This window comes from Xanthomonas arboricola, from assembly GCF_002940665.1.
Taxonomy (GTDB): Bacteria; Pseudomonadota; Gammaproteobacteria; order Xanthomonadales; family Xanthomonadaceae; genus Xanthomonas; species Xanthomonas arboricola_B.
On sequence record NZ_MIGY01000001.1, the window covers coordinates 410041 to 427301 of the forward strand.

11 protein-coding genes and 1 pseudogene are annotated in these 17261 nt (G+C 68.6%); 2 read left to right on the forward strand and 10 right to left on the reverse strand.

Annotated elements, in window-relative coordinates; translation table 11 throughout:
- Positions 1–48 precede the first annotated feature (48 nt).
- The 5 genes and pseudogenes from XarjCFBP7645_RS22145 to pilG all read right to left on the reverse strand — a co-directional run.
- A pseudogene (locus XarjCFBP7645_RS22145) lies at positions 49–4614 on the reverse strand (Hpt domain-containing protein); the annotation flags it as partial.
- A gap of 113 nt (positions 4615–4727) precedes the next feature.
- Entirely contained in the window at positions 4728–6764 is a 2037-nt protein-coding gene (locus XarjCFBP7645_RS01915) for a methyl-accepting chemotaxis protein (RefSeq protein WP_104536036.1), read from the reverse strand.
- Positions 6765–6803: 39 nt separating this feature from the next.
- A complete protein-coding gene (locus tag XarjCFBP7645_RS01920; RefSeq protein ID WP_003482487.1) occupies positions 6804–7334 on the reverse strand; it encodes a chemotaxis protein CheW in 531 nt (176 codons plus the stop codon).
- Positions 7334–7696 carry a response regulator gene (locus XarjCFBP7645_RS01925; RefSeq protein ID WP_104536037.1) on the reverse strand — a complete coding sequence of 121 codons (363 nt, stop codon included), beginning with the start codon at positions 7694–7696 and terminating at the stop codon, positions 7334–7336. The genes XarjCFBP7645_RS01920 and XarjCFBP7645_RS01925 overlap by 1 nt, the downstream gene beginning before the upstream one ends.
- Before the next feature lie 17 nt (positions 7697–7713).
- The gene (gene pilG, locus XarjCFBP7645_RS01930; RefSeq protein ID WP_024711139.1) at positions 7714–8115 is read right to left on the reverse strand and encodes a twitching motility response regulator PilG; all 402 of its coding nucleotides are present in this window, start codon (positions 8113–8115) and stop codon (positions 7714–7716) included.
- A gap of 240 nt (positions 8116–8355) precedes the next feature.
- On the opposite strand from pilG, the gene gshB reads away from it, so the two are divergent.
- Complete coding sequence (gene gshB, locus XarjCFBP7645_RS01935; protein WP_104536038.1) at positions 8356–9306, forward strand: glutathione synthase; 951 nt, start codon at positions 8356–8358, stop codon at positions 9304–9306.
- The gene (locus XarjCFBP7645_RS01940) at positions 9303–10175 is read left to right on the forward strand and encodes an energy transducer TonB family protein (protein ID WP_104536039.1); all 873 of its coding nucleotides are present in this window, start codon (positions 9303–9305) and stop codon (positions 10173–10175) included. Before gshB ends, XarjCFBP7645_RS01940 begins: the two co-directional genes overlap by 4 nt.
- An 82-nt stretch (positions 10176–10257) precedes the next feature.
- Here the strand turns inward: XarjCFBP7645_RS01940 and XarjCFBP7645_RS01945 are convergent, their stop codons facing one another.
- The 5 genes from XarjCFBP7645_RS01945 to mrcB form a co-directional block, all read right to left on the reverse strand.
- The gene (locus tag XarjCFBP7645_RS01945; protein ID WP_104536040.1) at positions 10258–11172 is read right to left on the reverse strand and encodes an ADP-ribosylglycohydrolase family protein; all 915 of its coding nucleotides are present in this window, start codon (positions 11170–11172) and stop codon (positions 10258–10260) included.
- Positions 11169–11888, reverse strand: coding sequence for a tRNA (adenosine(37)-N6)-threonylcarbamoyltransferase complex dimerization subunit type 1 TsaB (tsaB, locus tag XarjCFBP7645_RS01950; RefSeq protein ID WP_104536041.1), 720 nt, complete (start codon positions 11886–11888; stop codon positions 11169–11171). The genes XarjCFBP7645_RS01945 and tsaB overlap by 4 nt, the downstream gene beginning before the upstream one ends.
- A gap of 28 nt (positions 11889–11916) precedes the next feature.
- A complete protein-coding gene (locus XarjCFBP7645_RS01955) occupies positions 11917–13923 on the reverse strand; it encodes an ATP-dependent DNA helicase (RefSeq protein ID WP_104536042.1) in 2007 nt (668 codons plus the stop codon).
- A 251-nt stretch (positions 13924–14174) separates the two neighbouring features.
- Positions 14175–14699, reverse strand: coding sequence for a hypothetical protein (locus XarjCFBP7645_RS01960; RefSeq protein WP_104536043.1), 525 nt, complete (start codon positions 14697–14699; stop codon positions 14175–14177).
- 13 nt (positions 14700–14712) lie between these two features.
- The gene (gene mrcB / locus XarjCFBP7645_RS01965; RefSeq protein ID WP_104536044.1) at positions 14713–17157 is read right to left on the reverse strand and encodes a penicillin-binding protein 1B; all 2445 of its coding nucleotides are present in this window, start codon (positions 17155–17157) and stop codon (positions 14713–14715) included.
- Between the last annotated feature and the right edge of the window lie 104 nt (positions 17158–17261).

Sequence of the window (17261 nt, forward strand, 5' to 3'; positions counted from 1 at the left end):
GTCTGGATGCTGCGCGTAGACCCCGGCATCGGCACGAGAATCCACCTCGGCGTCGGCAACGACGTCCGACTGCAGCTCCGGCGCAATTTCCGACTGCGGATCGCCGGCCTCTTCGACCCGATCGGCCACCTGCGCCATCTCGAAGGCTTGCACCGACTCGATAGTGCGTTCGGGTAGCGCTTCGGCAGCCTGCTGTGCTTCGTCAGTCTGCTGCGCTTGTGCAGCGTGCTCTGCCTCTGCAATGTGCTCGACTTGGTCGGCATGCGCGTGCGCGTCCGCGCGTTCCTGCTCGCTCGACTCGACGTGCGCGTCCGATTGCGCAGGCTCGTCCGCATGCGCAGGTTGCTGCGGGTGCACCTGCTCGCCCGACAGACCATGCTCTTCGGAAGCCGGCTGCTCGCCAAACTGCGCCGTGTCTTCCATGTGCAACCGGTCGCCAACCTGCGCGTCGGCATCGTGCGGCAACGCGGCATCGCCGTGCTGGGCTGCTTCGTCGGCAGGCAGCTGCGCGTGCTGTGCCTGCCCGGCGGTCGTCCCTTCGTGCGGCGTGGGGACGTGGTCGCCCTGCTCAGTCGCACCACTGTCCAGCGCCGCGGTGCCCGGCGTCCAGTCTTCGCTGGTCGCCGCGTAGGTCTGGTCGGCAAGCAGGGCCTGCGCGTGCACCGCTTCCAATGCCTCGATGGTCTCGACAGGCGCATCGTCCGTGGACGCGGCGCCATCGCTCGACGCCGCGTCGGCATCCTGCGCGATCGCGGCGCCATCGTGTTGGTCGTGCACGGCCGCGTGCTCGCCCAGCGACTGCTGCTCGGGGTCTGCACGGTCGGCATCGACATCCCCGGCTTCCGGCGCGGCGAGCGTCTGCGCGTCGCCCAACGTAGCTTCCGCGTCGGACAACTCGTCCACCGCCACGTGCTCGCCAGCGTCCGGCACCTGGCTTGATTGCTCATGCGAGGCCGCATCGCCACTGCCGGCCTGCTGCAATCCGGTCGCGTCCCATGCAGCGGCGTCGACCACCGGCTCATCGGCCGGCGTGTCGTGCGCACCGACGCCAAGCGACTCGGCGTCGGCTTCGGCTGCGTGCTGGTGCTGGTGCTGGACAGCATCGCCATGCACCGCGTCGGCGACCTGCTCCGTACCGGCCTCGGATGCGAGTGCATCCCCAGGTGCTGCCTGCGCGGTCTCGACCGATTCGACACCCGGCTCTAGCTCCTGTGCAGCAATGTCAGCTGCCTGTGCCTGTTCGTGCGGTGCCGGCGCTTCCAGCGCAAGCGCCGACGTGTCGTCGGCCTCGGCCTCGGCCAGCTCGTCCACCGCGATCGGGGCGTCGGCGTGCGCATCGGCATCCGGCGCGGCGTCATCGGCGACATGCGCGGGCGCGCGGTGATCGGCCGCATCCGGCGGCAGCACGTTGGCGTCCAGATACTGTGACAGATCCTGCGCGCCGGTCAGCTCGACCGCCGACTCGCTGTCGACCCCCGACTCGCTCGGCGCATCCAGGTCGTCCAGTTCGTCCAGGAACGCATGCGGTGGCCATTGCACTTCCGGCAGGGTCTCCACCAGCGCGCGCAGGCGCTCGGTCAATGGCGCAAACGAGGGGATCAACGGCGCATCGGCGCGCAAGGCGGTCACGGTGACGGCGATTGCGGCGGCCGTTGCGGCGATGGCGTCGATGCCCTCCTGCGATGGGACCAGCGACGCGGCGAGCAGCCGCTTGACGTAGCTTTCGGCCGGCGTGGTCACCAACGTGATTTCCGGCACATCGGTCATCGCGAATGCGCCGCTCATGGTGTGCACGGCGCGCAGCAATTCCTCGCTCGCCAACTGCGGCTCGGCCTGGCTGGCGTGCAGCCATGCGTTGACGGTTTCCAGATGGGTGGCGACTTCGGCTTCCAGGATCTCGCGCAGCACGCTGTCCACCGACGCCGGTGTGCCACCGGTCGCCGCGAACACACCTGCAGCTGCCGGAATGAAACCGACATCCGCAGCCGCCGGCGTCGCCGGCGCGGCCACGTAATAGACTTCTTCGCCTGCGGCCACACGCTCGGCAACTGCCTGGATGTCCGGCAGGTCGGCACTGATGCGGCCCTGGTCGCGCAGTGCGGCGTTGAACTGCGGCAGCACCTGGTAGGCCAGCTCGACCATCGCCACCACCGCCGGGCTGGCCGGCCGTGAATTGTCGAGCACGCGATTGAGCATGCTCTCGATCTTCCAGCTGAACTCGCCGAGCACCTGCGCGCCGACCAGACGACCGCTGCCCTTCAAGGTGTGGAAGACGCGGCGGATCGGGCGCAGGTTGTCCTGGCTATGCGGCGCGGCACGCCATACCGGCAGCAGCTGGCCCAGATTGACCAGTTCCTCGTCGAATTCCTCCAGGAACACGTCGCGGATATCGTCGTCGATATCGCTGTCGCCAAAGCCGCCGAAGATGCCAACATCCGCACTCGCCTGGACCGGCTCGCTCACTGCTGGCTCGGGCGCTGCCTTCGCTGCCTGGGCATGGGCATCGGTCGTCTGCGGATGCTGCACATCGAACTGCGCGGCGGCCGCGTCGAGCTGGGCCAGGAACGCCGTCGATGCGGCGTCCAGTTCGAATTCGCTGACCACCGCCTGCTGCACGCGCGGCGCGCTCTGCCCGGAGGCTTCATCGGCCGGGGCTGGCTGCGGTTCGGGCACGGATTCGACGAACGGGTCGTCCAGCTCCTGCGGCGCGACAGGCGGCAACGGCGGCGGCGAGAACGCATCGTCGATGCTGGTCTGCGCGCGGTTGGTTTCGGCCTGCGCGATGAAGTCCAGCGGTGCCTCGGTCTGGTCGGCATCGCCCGGCAACTCGATCTGCTCAATCTGCAGCGGCGCCGGTTCGGCAACCGCGGGCGTGGCGCTGTCGTCCTGCTCCAGCGCACTCAGATCCACGGTGTAGCTGACCTGCGCGGCATCGGCAGACACGCTGCCGTCCTGCTCGGCCGACACCGGGTCGAACACGGAGGTGGCGATCGGTGCGGCGTGCTCGCTGGTTTCCAGCTGCCAGTCGCCTGGCGCCTGCGCGCCATCGTCGGACAGGTCCAGCGGCGCGACCGTGAACGGCACGTGCGCCTGGCCGGAGACGGTTTCTTCGGCGGCGACCGGGTCGAAGGAGAACGCCGTATCGGTGGCGGCAGCGCCGGTGTCGTGCACCACGCTGGCGGCGAACGGCGCCTCGACCACGGTTTCGTTGGCCCATTCCAGCGACGGCGTCGGCGCAGCGTCGTTGGCCGCCAGCGCCGGGGCACCGGTTTGCCGAGCGAGCGATGCGGCGGACGGCTGCGGCTCGGCCACGCTGCCCGGCTGGTCGGCACCGACCGGCAGGTCGGACGGCTGGCCCGAGGGCAGCGGCCAGTAGCGCAGGGTCTCCAGGCTGTTGCGGGTGATGTCCAGGATCTCCTCGCGGCCGGGGCGGCGCTCGCGCAGGGCTTCCAGGTAGTACTCCAGGCTGGCCATCGCGTCGGCCAGGGTGTCCAGCTGGCGACCGCTGGGCACGCGCTGCTTGCCGATCAGTTCCAGATCGACGTAGCGGCGCACGCCTTCCAGATAATCGGCTGCCTGCGGCAGCTCGAGGATACGCAAGGCACCGCCCACTTCGCCGAGCAGATGCGGAACATCGGTCAGACGGGCGTGGTCCCAGTTGGTCTCGATGAAGGCGACGAAATGCTCGCGCGCCGCACCGAAATTGGCGATCGCTTCCTGCGCCAGCACGTCCACCGTGCGCCGCACTTCCGAGGAGGTGGCGCTGTTGCTGGCTTCGTTGCCGTCGCCGACATCGGCGCCCAGGCTGGCGACCTGATCATCCAGCGAGGCATCGACATAGAGCAGCGCGCCGGCGATATCCAGCAGCACGCCTTCGTCCATCTGCACCTGGCCGTCGACCACGCGCGCCAGCGCATCGCGCTGCTGCACGACCACGTTGCGCGCCACGCCCAGGCCCATCATGCCCAGGGTGTCGGCAACGCTGCCGAGATCATTGACCTGGCTCTGCAGGTCGGCGATCTCGCCGCCGGTGCGCAGGTGCAGGTCCAGCGCATCCTTGACGCGCAGCAATTCTTCCTTGACCGCGTTGCCGACGGTGTCGAGCAACTCGCGATTGCGCCCGCTCAGACTGCCGCGGGCATGATCCAGCTCGGCCTCGGTGGCGGCACCGGCCTGCGGATCGAACGCGAACAGCACGCTTTCGTTCAGACCCGGCTGACCACGCGTGGCACGGATTTCATTGAGCAGCGGCAGCAGCACGATCGGAATGTCGCGGTGACCGTTCTGCAGGCGCTCCAGGTAATCGGGCAACAGCACGGTGCCACGCATCAGCATGGCGCAGGCTTCGTCGCGGTCGGCCACGTCGCCGGCCTGCACCGCCTGGGCCAGCAGTTCGAGTTCTTCGGCCACCATCGCCGGGGCGTATAGCTCGACCATGCGCAAGGTGCCCTGCACCTGGTGCAGATAGCCGGCGCAGAAACGCATCCGACTGGTGTCGGACGGTTCTTCGGCAAAATACTCGATCTCGTTGCGCGCCTGGCGCAACGTCTCGTCCAGCTCCGGCTTGACCCAGCCCAGCGCGGCGTGACTCATCGCATCGCGAAGCGCACTCATTGCAGCCCCCTGCCTACGGCCGGCGTACCGCCAGGGCGGCCACCGGTCTGTTCCTGCATCGACGTAACGCTACTACGCGCCATCTGCTGATCCTTTCCCGTTCCGCGTCGTGCTCACGCCGGCAGCTTGAAGTCGGCGACCGAACGGCGCAGATCGGCCGCGAGCTGAGCCAGGTTGCCGATCGACTCGGCCGTCTGCTCCGCACCCTGCGATGTCTGGCTGGTGATCTGACGGATCACGCCCATGGTCTGTGTGATGTCCGTCGCTGCGGCCGACTGCTGGTGCGCGGCGATGGAGATGTTCTTGATCAGGTTGTTCAAGGCGTTGGACACGCGCTCGATTTCGGTCAGCGCGGTACCGGCGTCTTCGGCCAGGCGTGCACCGGACACCACTTCGGAGGTGGTCTGCTCCATCGAGCTGACCGCTTCGTTGGTATCGGCCTGAATGGTCTGCACCAGGCCTTCGATACGCCGGGTCGCACTGGAGGTGCGTTCGGCCAGGCGCTGCACTTCGTCGGCCACCACCGCGAAACCGCGACCGGCCTCGCCCGCCGAGGCGGCCTGCACCGCAGCGTTGAGCGCCAGGATGTTGGTCTGCTCGGAAATGTCGTTGATCAGTTCCACGATCGAGCCGATCTCCTGCGAGGACTCGCCCAGGCGTTTGATGCGCTTGGAGGTTTCCTGGATCTGGTCGCGGATCTGGTCCATGCCCTGGATCGTCTCGCGCACCACGCCGGCACCTTCGGCGGCGATCACCACCGAGCGCTGTGCCACCTCGGCCGATTCGGTGGAATTGCGCGACACCTGTTCGATGCTGGCAGCGATTTCGCTGATGCGCTCGGAAGCGGTGGTGATCTGGTTGGCCTGCTGCCCGGCTGCGTCGGCCAGCTGCATCGCGGTGGCCTGGGTTTCCTGGGTCGACACGGCGACCTTGGCCGAGGTGTCGTTGATCGTGGTCACCAGGTGGCGCAACTCGTCCACCGCGTAGTTGATGGCGTCTGCAATCGCGCCGGTCATGTCCTCGGTCACCGAGGCCTTGACGGTCAGGTCGCCCTCGCCGAGCGAGCTGATTTCGTCCAGCAAGCGCATGATCGCCTGCTGGTTGCGGCTGTTGAATTCCACCTGCGCCTGATAACGCACGTCCTGCTCGCGCGAGCGCATCCGCACCGAGCTCCAGACGAAACCAATGATCGCCAGCAGCGCCAGCAGGCCGGACACCACGCCCAGCCAGAAGTTCGGAAACAGGCGCGTGTCGCGCACCGAGCCGAACGCCGAGAACGCATCGAACAGCTTCTTGCTGTCGTCCAGCATCTTGTTCGAACCGGCGGTCAGTGCGGCGGCCGAGGATTGCGCGGCGAACAGGTTGCGCGAGCTGGCCAGGATGGCGTCGACGTCCTTCTTCATCGTCACCCACTGGGCCTGCGACTGCTCCAGCGCCGACAACGCCGCCGGATTGCGCACCGCGGCGATCCCGAGTTCGTCATTGCCTGCGCGCAGGCCCTCGAGCATCTGCGTGAACACCACCGAGTCGCGCGCCAGCGCATCGCCGGAGGCGGCGGCATTGGCGCCACCGGCGCGCATTTCGGTCACCCGGCGCGCCATGGTGCCGGCAACCACGACCTGCTGCAGCGTGTTGTAGATCTGCGACGCGGGCGCGCCGCTGACCGTCATCGCGCGCACCACTTCGTTCAACTGCGCCTGCAACTGCGGCACGCTGCCGGAGAAGCGTTCGGCATTGCCGGCCAGCCCGAGCACCGCCGGTTCGCTGGCAATGACCTGATCGGCGTTCTTGCTCAGCGGCACCCAGGTCGCCTTGAGCTGGGCCATCGCACCGGCGACCGAACCTTCCTGGCCGTAGCGGCCATCCAGTTCGCTGACCGTGCTGTCGATGCGGCCCTTGGTCTCCTTGAACGCGGCGAACGCCTTGGGGTCACCGGAGACCGCTTCGCGGCCCTGGTTGGCCAGCTGCTGCGACAGCACCTGCAGATCGGCCGCGCCGGTGCCGGCACCGGCCAGGCGACTGCCCTGCCAGGTGGCGACGCCGGTATTGGCGCCGAACACGATCATCGACAACACCAGCAAACCAAGCCAGAAGCTGGTGCTGACGCTGCCGAGCTTGTTGGTCTTGCGGGCGTCCGGGGCGGTACTCATGGTTCGACCTCGATCTGTATGACGTGGCGGGGTCGCGGCTTAGGCCGCGGCCTGCCGGAATTCAGGAGTGCGCGACAGCAACGCCAGGGAGAACACACCCCAGTCCTGCGTCTCGTTGCGGAAGGCACGGTCGATGAAGTGGGCGTAGCGGCCTTGCGCCAACTCGCCGGGTTCGACCGCCTGGACCTGCTCGAAGCTGCGCTGGCCGTACAGCTCATCGATGGTCAGCGCGACGTCGCCGCCGCTCTGGCGCATGATCAGCACGCGCTGGCCTTCCTGCAGCACCGTCCGTCGGCCCTCCAGGAACTGCTTCAGATCGATCACCGGGAACAGGTTGCCGCGCAGGTTGCCCACGCCCAACAGCCAGGGCTGTGCGCCCGGCACCGGCGTGACCGGCGGCATCGGCACGATTTCCGCGACTTCGCGGAAATCCGAGACCAGGCGCCGGGTACCGACGCGATAACCGACGCCGCGCCAGATGTCGGCCGAGAACTGGCGTTCCGGCAGCGGCGTGGCGTGCGCAAGACTACGACGCTCGTAGTCTTCGAGAATGTCGAATGGAGAACGCATCAACGCACCAGTTGTTCGATGCGGGCGATCAGATCGTCTTCGCGCGGCGGCTTGACGATGTAGTCGCTGGCACCCTGTCGCAGACCCCAGGCCTTGTCGGTCTCCATGCCCTTGGTGCTGACCAGCAGCACGGGGATGTCCTTGGTGGCCTGGTCGCGCGCCAATGCGCGCGTTGCCTGGAAGCCGCTCATGCCGGGCAGCACCACGTCCATCAGCACCAGATCGGGCGCCTGGCTGCGAATCAGCGCAAGTCCCTCCTCGGCATTGTCGGTGGCGACGACCGTATGGCCTGCTTTTTCCAGCCATTGACTGAAGACTGCCCTATCGGTGGGCGAGTCCTCGATCAATATAATTCGAGCCATGTTGCCTTTCCCCCTGGTCAGGCGTGGACGTACGTGCGAATCGCGCTCAGTAGTTCTTCACGTGTGAACGGCTTGGTCAGATATTGCTCGGAGCCGACGATGCGGCCGCGTGCCTTGTCGAACAGGCCGTCCTTGGACGACAGCATGATCACCGGCGTCGACTTGAAGAGCTGGTTGCCCTTGATCAACGCGCACGTCTGGTACCCATCCAGACGCGGCATCATGATGTCGACGAAAATGATCTGAGGTTGCTGGTCGGCAATCTTGGCCAGTGCCTCGAAACCATCGGTCGCTGTCACTACTTCACAGCCTTCCCGCTTCAGCAGCGTTTCGGCGGTGCGGCGAATGGTCTTCGAATCATCGATCACCATCACCTTCAGTCCTGCGAGTTCCCCACCCGCAGCAATGTTTTCAGTCATGCAAATATCCCCGGACGCGCGACGCTTCTTCCCTTCCGGCGTCGCTACGAAACTACATGTATATCCCAAGACCCGCATCGACTGTCAAGGGTACGTTGCCGGGGGCCCGCCAGGCGGACGTTCCGACCGTGTGCAGCTGCGGGGGCGACCGGCAAGTCGCGCACTCACGACCGGCCGGGCGCGCCATCGCCCACCGCTTGAAGTTACCATCGGCAGCCTGTTCTAGAGGTTTAGCTCCCCATGTCGCTCGACGTCGTTGTGGTGATGGATCCCATCGCCTCCATCAAGATCGCCAAAGACACCACCTTCGCCATGTTGCTGGAAGCGCAGCGGCGCGGTCACCGCCTGCAGTATGTGCGTCCGGGCGGACTCAGCCTGCGCGAGGGACGCGCGGTGGCACAGGTCGCGCCCTTGAGCGTGTGCGAGGACAAGACCGGCTGGTTCACCCTGGGCGAGTTCGCCGAACTGGCATTCGGCCCCGGCCAGGTGGTGCTGATGCGCAAGGACCCGCCGGTGGATGCGGAGTTCGTCTACGACACCCAGGTGCTGAGCGTGGCCCAGCGCGCCGGCGCGCAGGTGGTCAACGACCCGCAGGGCCTGCGCGACTACAACGAAAAACTGGCCGCGCTGCTGTTTCCGCAATGCTGCCCGCCGACCCTGGTCAGCCGCGATGCGGCGGCGCTGAAGGCCTTCGTGCTCGAACATGGCCAGGCTGTGCTCAAGCCGCTGGACGGCATGGGCGGGCGTTCGATCTTCCGCAGCGGCACCGGCGACCCCAACCTCAACGTGATCCTGGAAACGCTGACCGACGGCAATCGCAAGCTGACCCTGGCGCAGCGCTTCATCCCCGACATCACCGCCGGCGACAAGCGCATCCTGCTGGTCGATGGCCAGCCGGTGGACTACTGCCTGGCACGGATTCCGCAGGGCGACGAATTCCGCGGCAACCTGGCCGCCGGCGGGCGTGGCGAAGGCCGGCCGCTGTCAGAGCGCGACCGCTGGATCGCCGCGCAGGTAGGCCCGGAAATGCGCCGCCGCGGCATGCGCTTCGTCGGCCTGGACGTGATCGGCGATTACCTGACCGAGGTCAACGTCACCAGCCCCACCTGCGTGCGCGAGCTGGATGCGCAGTTCGGCCTCAACATCGCCGGGCTGCTGTTCGACGCGATCGAGGCCGGCGCGGCGCAATGAGCGCGGCCGCGGCACCGGCTCCCATGGACGAGCGGCGACGGTTGACCGCGACGCTGGTGATCTCGCTGCTGCTGCACGGCGCGCTGATCCTGGGCGTGGGGTTTGCGGTCAGCGAGGACGCTCCGCTGGTGCCGACGCTGGATGTGATCTTCAGCCAGACCAGCACCCCGCTGACGCCCAGGCAGGCCGATTTCCTGGCCCAGGCCAACCAGCAGGGCGGCGGCGATCACGCCACCGCGCAACGTCCGCGCGACAGCCAACCCGGGGTGGTGCCGCAGGACCGCAGCGGGCTGGCACCGCAGGCGCAGCGGGCAACCACGGTGCAGGTGCCGGAACCGACCCAGACCCGAGTGGTGGCCAGTCGCCGCGGCGAGCAGACCGTGCCCACACCGCAGCCGAACCCGCAGACCGACCCGCTCTCGCCCACCGATGCGCAACGCGTGCAGCGCGACGCGGAAATGGCGCGACTCGCTGCCGAGGTGCATCTGCGCTCGGAACAATATGCCAAGCGTCCCAATCGCAAGTTCGTCTCGGCCAGCACCCGCGAGTACGCCTACGCCAACTACCTGCGTGCCTGGGTGGACCGCGCCGAGCGCGTCGGCAATCTCAATTACCCGGACGAAGCGCGCCGGCGCCGACTCGGCGGCAAAGTGGTGATCAGCGTGGGCGTGCGCCGCGACGGCAGCGTCGAAAGCAGCCGCGTGCTGGTCTCCAGCGGCACCCCGACCCTGGATGCGGCAGCGCTACGGGTGGTGCAGCTGGCGCAGCCGTTCCCGCCGCTGCCCAGGACCAAGGACGACGTGGATATCCTGCAGGTCACACGCACCTGGCTGTTCCTGCCCGGCGGCGAACTGCACGACGACCGTTGAGCCGTCGCGCGTGCCGACAAGGACGCGTCTTTCTGCGGCATGCCTTTCCGGCAGACTGTATTGGCCGATGCGCGACGCGGCGTTATGCGAGCTGCGCAGCTGCGTATAGCCGATCGGCCAGCTCGACGATCGCATCCGCATCCTGCACGCGCGCGCGCCAGGCGGCAGGAATCCCGTCGATGCCATGGAACGCACCGGCCAGCTGACCGCAGATGGCCGCGGTGGTGTCGGCATCGTCGCCCAGGTTGGCCGCACGCAGCACCGCATCGGCGAACGTGTCGGTGGTGGCGAAGCACCAGAGCGCCGCCGACAACGCATCCACCACGTAGCCGGTGCCGCGGATCCGTGCGGCGGGAACCGCACGATGGTCGCGCGCCGACAACGCACGCAGCGCCGCTGTCGACAGCCCTTCGCAGCGGGTCTGCAACACCTGCTGGCGCTGGCCGCCGAGCAACGCGGCACGCAACTGGAAGGCGAACAGCCGGCAGGCATCCAGCGCTTCGTCGGCGGCATGCGTGGTGCGCGAGCTGTCGGCGGCGCGCTCGCCCAGCTGGTCGGGGCGGTGCGCGTAATACATCGCCACCGGCGCCAGCCGCATCAGCGAGCCATTGCCGGCCGAGCGTGGATCGGTGCTGCCGCTGAAGGCCGGGCCGCCATCCAGATAGCGCTCCAGTGCCTGCCGCACGGTCGCGCCGATGTCGAAGCAGGTGCCGGTGCTGCTGAGGTAGCCGTGCTGGTACCAGTTGCAATAGCGGTTCATCTGGTCGGCGGCGTCGAAGCCCTGCCGATGCAGCAGGCTGTGCGCCAGGCACAAGGCCATCGAGGTGTCGTCGGTCCACTGCCCGGCGCGCAGCGCGAACGGGCCGCCGCCGCGCATGTCGTCGATCGGCGTGAAGCTGCCCGGCGCGCAGAATTCCAGCGTGGTGCCCAGCGCATCGCCCACCGCCAGGCCCAGCAGGCAGCCGCGAAAACGCGCGCGCTGCAGGTCGTCGGTCATGGCGCGGCGCCAGCGGCCTTGGCTGCGCGTGCGGCCTGTTGCTCGAGCAGGGTCAGCGCCACGTTGTCGCGCAGATACGCCGGCTCCACCCGCTCCGGCGCCACGCCTTCGCCGCGCAGCAGCGCCGGCACGGCCAGCGTGAGCAGATCGGCGGCATGCGGCAGTGCGGCGGCATCGATGCTGCTCAGCCGGGTCGCAAAGCGCTGTTGCAGCAACGCCTCGGCAGCGGCGAATCCGCTGCCGACACCGGCAAAGCGGTGCAGCGTGTCCGGCACGACGCATTGCTGCGGTGCGCAGACCACTTCCGACATCAGCTCCCGCAGCGTGTCGCCGTCGCGCGCGAAGACGCCGGCATACACCTCGCCCATGCGCGCATCGATGCAGGCCAGCACCTGCGCCGCCTCGGCGGGCGCGCGCAGCGCCAGCACCTGCAGTGTGGACACCGCCAGCACCGGCACGTCCAGACCCAGCGCGATGCCCTGCGCGATGCCGATCGCCAGACGCACGCCGGTGAAGGCGCCCGGGCCACGACCGACTGCAATCGCATCGAGCTGGCGGCGCGCGATGCCGGCGTCGGCCAGCAGTTGCTCGGCCCATGGCAGCGCCAGTTCGGCATGGCGACGCGGCGCCAGTTCGAAGCGCTCCAGCACGCGGCCATCCACGTGCAGCGCGACGGAACAGGCTTCGGTGGAGGTCTCGAACGCAAGCACTTTCATGGCAGGACCGCAGGCAGGAAGGGGACGCTCACGCGTCGCCGAACGGCAACGCGAGCACGCCATTGTCGCCCACCGGCTCGGCGACGCCAAAGAACGCGCGCACGTCGCCGATCTCGCGGGTGCGCGCAAACGGCGGCAGCGAATTCATGAAGGTGCGGCCGTAGCCCTTGTTCACCAGCCGCGGGTCGCACAGCACCAGCACGCCGCGATCGGTTTCGCTGCGGATCAGCCGGCCCACGCCCTGCTTGAGCGCGATCACCGCCTGCGGCAACTGCTCGTCGCGGAATGGGTTGCCGCCGTCGCGGCGGATCGCATCCAGGCGCGCTTCGAACACCGGGTCGTCGGGCGCGGCGAACGGCAGCTTGTCGATCACCACCACGCTCAAGGCATCGCCCACCACATCCACGCCCTCGCGGAAGCTGGCCGACCCCAGCAGCACGCCGTTGCCGGAAGTGCGGAACCGCTGCAGCAAGGTGGCACGCGGCGCCTCGCCCTGCACGAACAAGGGCCACGGTGCGCCGCGCAATGCGTCGGCCGCCTCGCGCAGCGCGCGGTGCGAAGCGAACAACAGGAATGCGCGGCCGTTGGAGGCGTCCAGCACCGGTGTCAGCGCCGCGATCAGCGCCGTGCCGAACCCGCGCGCTGCGGGATCGGGCAGATGCGGCGGTAGATAGCACAGCGCCTGGCGCGCCCAGTCGAAGGGACTGGGCTGCAGCAAGGTCACCGGATCGCTCAGGCCCAGGCGCTGCGCGATATGGTCGAACTCGCCGCCCACCGCCAGCGTGGCCGAGGTGAACACCCAGGCCGCATGCGATTTTTCGCGATGCTCGCGCAGCGGGCCGGACACATCCAGCGGCGTGCGCTGGCAGCGGAATCCGCGCGGGCTGAGCTCGTACCACAGCACATCGTTGTCGACGGTCTTCGGCAGCTCCTGGTCGAAATCCGGCACCGGCGCGTCCTCGCCCAGCCACCGCGACAGCCGCGCCAGCGCTTCCTGCGCACGTGCACAACAGCCGTCGAACCCGGGCGAGGCCTCGCGCAACGGCAGCAAGGCCTCGCCCAGCCGCGCCAGCGACGACAGCACCGCATCGAATCCTTCGCGCACCTGCGGCCTGGCCAGCGCGCGCCATTGGGTGCCGCGTGACGGCAGGCCTTCCATGCCGGCACGCAGGCCGCGCAGGGCCTGGTCCAGGGCCAGGATCGGTTCCTGCAGGCTGGCCTGCGCACCGGCGACCAGGCGCGCTTCGACCATGCAGTCGCGCGCCAGTTCCTGCCACGGCCGCATGCCGAAACTCTCGCCGAAGAAGTTCGCCGCCAGTTCCGGCAGCTGATGCGCCTCGTCGATGACGAAGGCCTGCGCGCCGGGCAGGATCTCGCCGAAGCCTTCCTGCTTGAGCGCCAGATCGGCCAGCAGCAGATGGTGGTTGACCACCACCAGGTCGGCCGCCTGCGCGCGCTGGCGCGCCTGCACCACGAAGCATTCGCTGTAGAACGGGCATTCGGTGCCCAGGCAGTTGTCGACGGTGGAGGTCACCAGCGGCAGTAGCGGCGAATCGTCCGGCAGCGCTTCCAGCTCGGCCATGTCGCCGAACTGGGTGCGCCCGCTCCAGGCCACGATGCGCTGAAACTGCGAGACCTGCTCGGGCGTGGCAAGGCGCGGCTCGCCGCGCGCCTGCTGGGTGCGGTACTTGCACAGATAGTTCGCGCGGCCCTTCAGCAGTGCGCTGCGCAGGCCGATGCCGAGCGCGGCGCGCACGCGCGGCAGGTCGCGATGGAACAACTGGTCCTGCAGCGCGCGCGTACCGGTCGAGACGATGGTCTTCAGCCCCGACAGCAGTGCCGGCACCAGATAGGCGTAGGTCTTGCCGGTGCCGGTGCCGGCTTCGGCCAGCAGCACCTCGCGTGCCTCGAACGCCTCGGCGATGGCGCCGGTCAGGCGCAACTGCGCAGCACGCGGCGCGAACGCATCGAGCTGACGCGCAAGCGCCCCGCCCTCGCTGAGCGCCTCGATGCTGGCAGTGGCAAGTTGAGACATGGGACCGGATGCTGGGGCAGGAAGCGCGACAGCCTAGCGCGTGCGCGGTGATGCTGTGTGGGTTGCGCGGCGGAGGTGGCAATGGCCGCGTAACCGGCCCTTACGCCTCACGGAGGACCGCGAGGCAACGCTGGCAGTCGTGCGCGGGCAGCAACGGCGCGCGCCGAGCAAGTGCTTGCGGGCGATACAGACCGCACCGCACGCCGGCTGCGCCTGCCTTGTTGCAGGCGCAGCCGGCGGCGTCGCCGTGCTCAGTAGCGCTTCACGCCGGGCACCGTGCACCCGGCAATCTGCGACTTGGCCGAAGCGGCGTTTTCCTTCTCGCCGCGCGCCAGACGCGATTGTTCGATGGTGGCCCAATGCCGACGGCACAGCGGCCCGGTCTTGGAGCCCAGCTCGATGGCCTGCCTGGCGAAACGCTCGGCGGCAGGCCAGTCGGCCTGCAGCACCGCCACTTCGGCACGCTCCTGCAGGATGGCGGGATCGCCGGAGACCAGACCCACGGCCTGATCCAGCGCCGCCGCCGCGCCGGCCAGATCGCCGGCCTGTCGCTTGCTCTTGGCGGCCTCGCGCAGGTCGTCCACCTGCGGGTCGCGCAATGGCTGCACCGACAGCTCGGTGTCGTCGACGCCGGCCTCGCGTTCGATCAGCAGCAGCCGCTGTGTCGGCGTCGTCGGGTCCACCGGGGTCGGCGGCGGCACGGGTGGCGCGCTGACGCAGGCGGTGAGTGCGGCAGACACGCCAGCGAGGGCAAGCAAACGGTGCAGTCGGTTCATCAGGTCACTCCAGTCAACGTGCAGGTGCAGCCGCGGCGGGTGCCGGCGCAGGGTCTTCCGGCTTCTTTTCCAGACCGAAGAAGCGACGCCAGCCACCACCGCTGGATTGCTCGGCCGGCGCGGATGCATCGCCGGGCACGCCTTCGATCGACGGTGCATTGCCGGCACAGGGGGCGTAGGCCGGCGTGAAACCGACCACGAACGGGAACTGACGCGCGCCAGGGCAACCGGCATCGGTCACGCCGGTACCGGCCGCGTCCACCCACTGCCAGTCCAGGCCCTTGCCGCTGACCTTCAACGGCGCACTCGGCAGCCGCGCGAAGATGCTCGACCACACCCGCATCGCGCCGGTGGCGCCGTATAGGCCGGTCTGCGCGTTCTGGTCGTTGCCCATCCAGATCACCGCCAGATGGTCGCCCGTGTAGCCGGCGTACCAGCTGTCGCGGCCGTCGTTGGAGGTGCCGGTCTTGCCGGCCGGCGACAGCCGGCCCAGGCCATCGCCCAGCAACTGCCGCGCGGTACCGCCGCTGACCACCTGCTGCAGGGCGATGCTGATCAGGTTGGCCGCCACCGAATCGCCCTCCTGCGCCGGTGCCGGGGTCTTGTCGTAGCGCTTGAGCAGCTTGCCCTGCGGATCGAGCACGCCGCGCACCGCATGCAGCGGCTGGATCTCGCCACCGGCGGCCAGGAACTGGTACAGCTGCGCCATGCCGTACGGGCTCTGATCGGTGGCACCGAGGATCAGCGAGGGATTGGTGTCGGCCTTGATGCCGGCCAGTACCTGGATCAGCTGCGCGATGCGCTCCGCGCCAACCTGCATGCCCACGCGCACCGTGGCCTGGTTGTAGGAATGCGCCAGCGCATCGATCAGCCGCACCGTGCCGTGACTGCGGTTGTCGGAATTGCCCGGCGACCAGGTCTTGCCGCGGCTGAGCTGCACCGTCACCGGTGCATCGTCGACCCAGCTGGACAGCGCCCAGCGGTCCGGCGAGGCCAGCGCCAGCAGGTACACGAACGGCTTGAGCAACGAGCCGACCTGCCGCTGCGCTTCGACCGCGCGGTTGAAGCCCGGCTTGGCCACGTCGCGGCTGCCGACCACCGCCAGCACGTCGCCGTTATGCACGTCGGTCAGCACCAGGCCGGCCTGCAGCGGGGGGCGCTTCTTGTTATCCAGCCGCTTGATGGTGCCGGTGACCGCGCCTTCGGCATAGGCCTGCGCGGACGGCGACATGCCGGTGAGCACGCTCATGCCGGCGCCCTGCAGCACGCCTTCCGGGTAGTCGTGCGCCAGCTGGCGCCGCACCAGATCCACATAGGCCGGGAAGCGGTTGGCCGCGACCAGGCCCGGCTCGGCGGGCACGCCCAGCGGTGCGGCCAGCGCGCGCTTGTATTCGGCCGCGTCGATCAGGTCGTTTTCGTGCAGCTTGCCCAGCACGAAATTGCGCCGATCCAGCGCGCGCTCCGGGTTGCGTCGCGGGTCGTAGTAGGACGGCCCCTTGACCAGGCCGATCAGCAAGGCGATCTGCTCGGTAGTCATCGAATTGAGCTCGCGACCGAACCACAGCTCCGCGCCCGAGGACACGCCGTGGATCGCCTGCCCGCCACGCTGGCCCAGGTAGACCTGGTTGAGATAGGCCTCCAGGATGGTGCGCTTGTCGTAACGCGCCTCCATGATCACCGCGTAGAGAATTTCGTTGAACTTGCGGGTGAGGGTCTGTTCCTTGCCGATGCCGAGCAGGCCGCTACGGGCCAGCTGCTGGGTCAGGGTGCTGGCGCCCTGGCGGACCTGGCCGCCGGAGCGCGCCATGATCCAGGCCGCGCGCACCATGCCGCTGAGATCGATGCCGTGGTGGCTGTTGAAGTCGCGGTCCTCGACCGCCTGCAGGCCGGTGACCAGCAGCTCGGGCACTTCCTCCATGCGCACCAGACGCCGTTCTTCCTGCTTCTGCCCATACAGCGTGGCGATGCGCGCCGGGTCCAGCCGCGCACCCTTCAGCGCCTTGCGGTCGCCGGCGTCGCGCAGGCTGGCAATCCGCCCGCCGGAGAGGCCGACCTCCACCCGCCGCGCGGGCACGCGCCCATCCACATCGATATAGCCGCGGCTGGCGATGGTGAAGCGGCTGCCGTCCTGCTGGTAGGTGCCGGCCAGCTTGGCTTGTCCGTCGTCACGGTACGAGGCGGCGTCCAGCTCGGTCTTCAACGTCGCCGCATCCAGCGCATTGCCCGGCGCCAGCACCAACGGCCGCCCGTACACCCGGGTCGGGATCTGCCAACGCAGCTCGCCGAAACGCTGGGTGACCTGCTTGTTCAGATACACCGTGTAGGGAATCAGAAAACCGAGCGCCAGCGCGAATGCCGCAAAGGCCCAGACAATCAGCCTGCGTTGCCAGCGGGAGCCTTGCTCGGTGGAGTCGTCCTCGAAATCGTCGGGAGCGTCGTTGTCGTGGCGTCGGGGCACAGGGATGCGAGAATGTAGAGTCCGGCGAGTCTAGCGCAGCGCTGTCGTGGTTGTGGTCGGCCGGCCCCGCTGACTTAAGAGCGGCTAACAAAGCGGCAACGCTC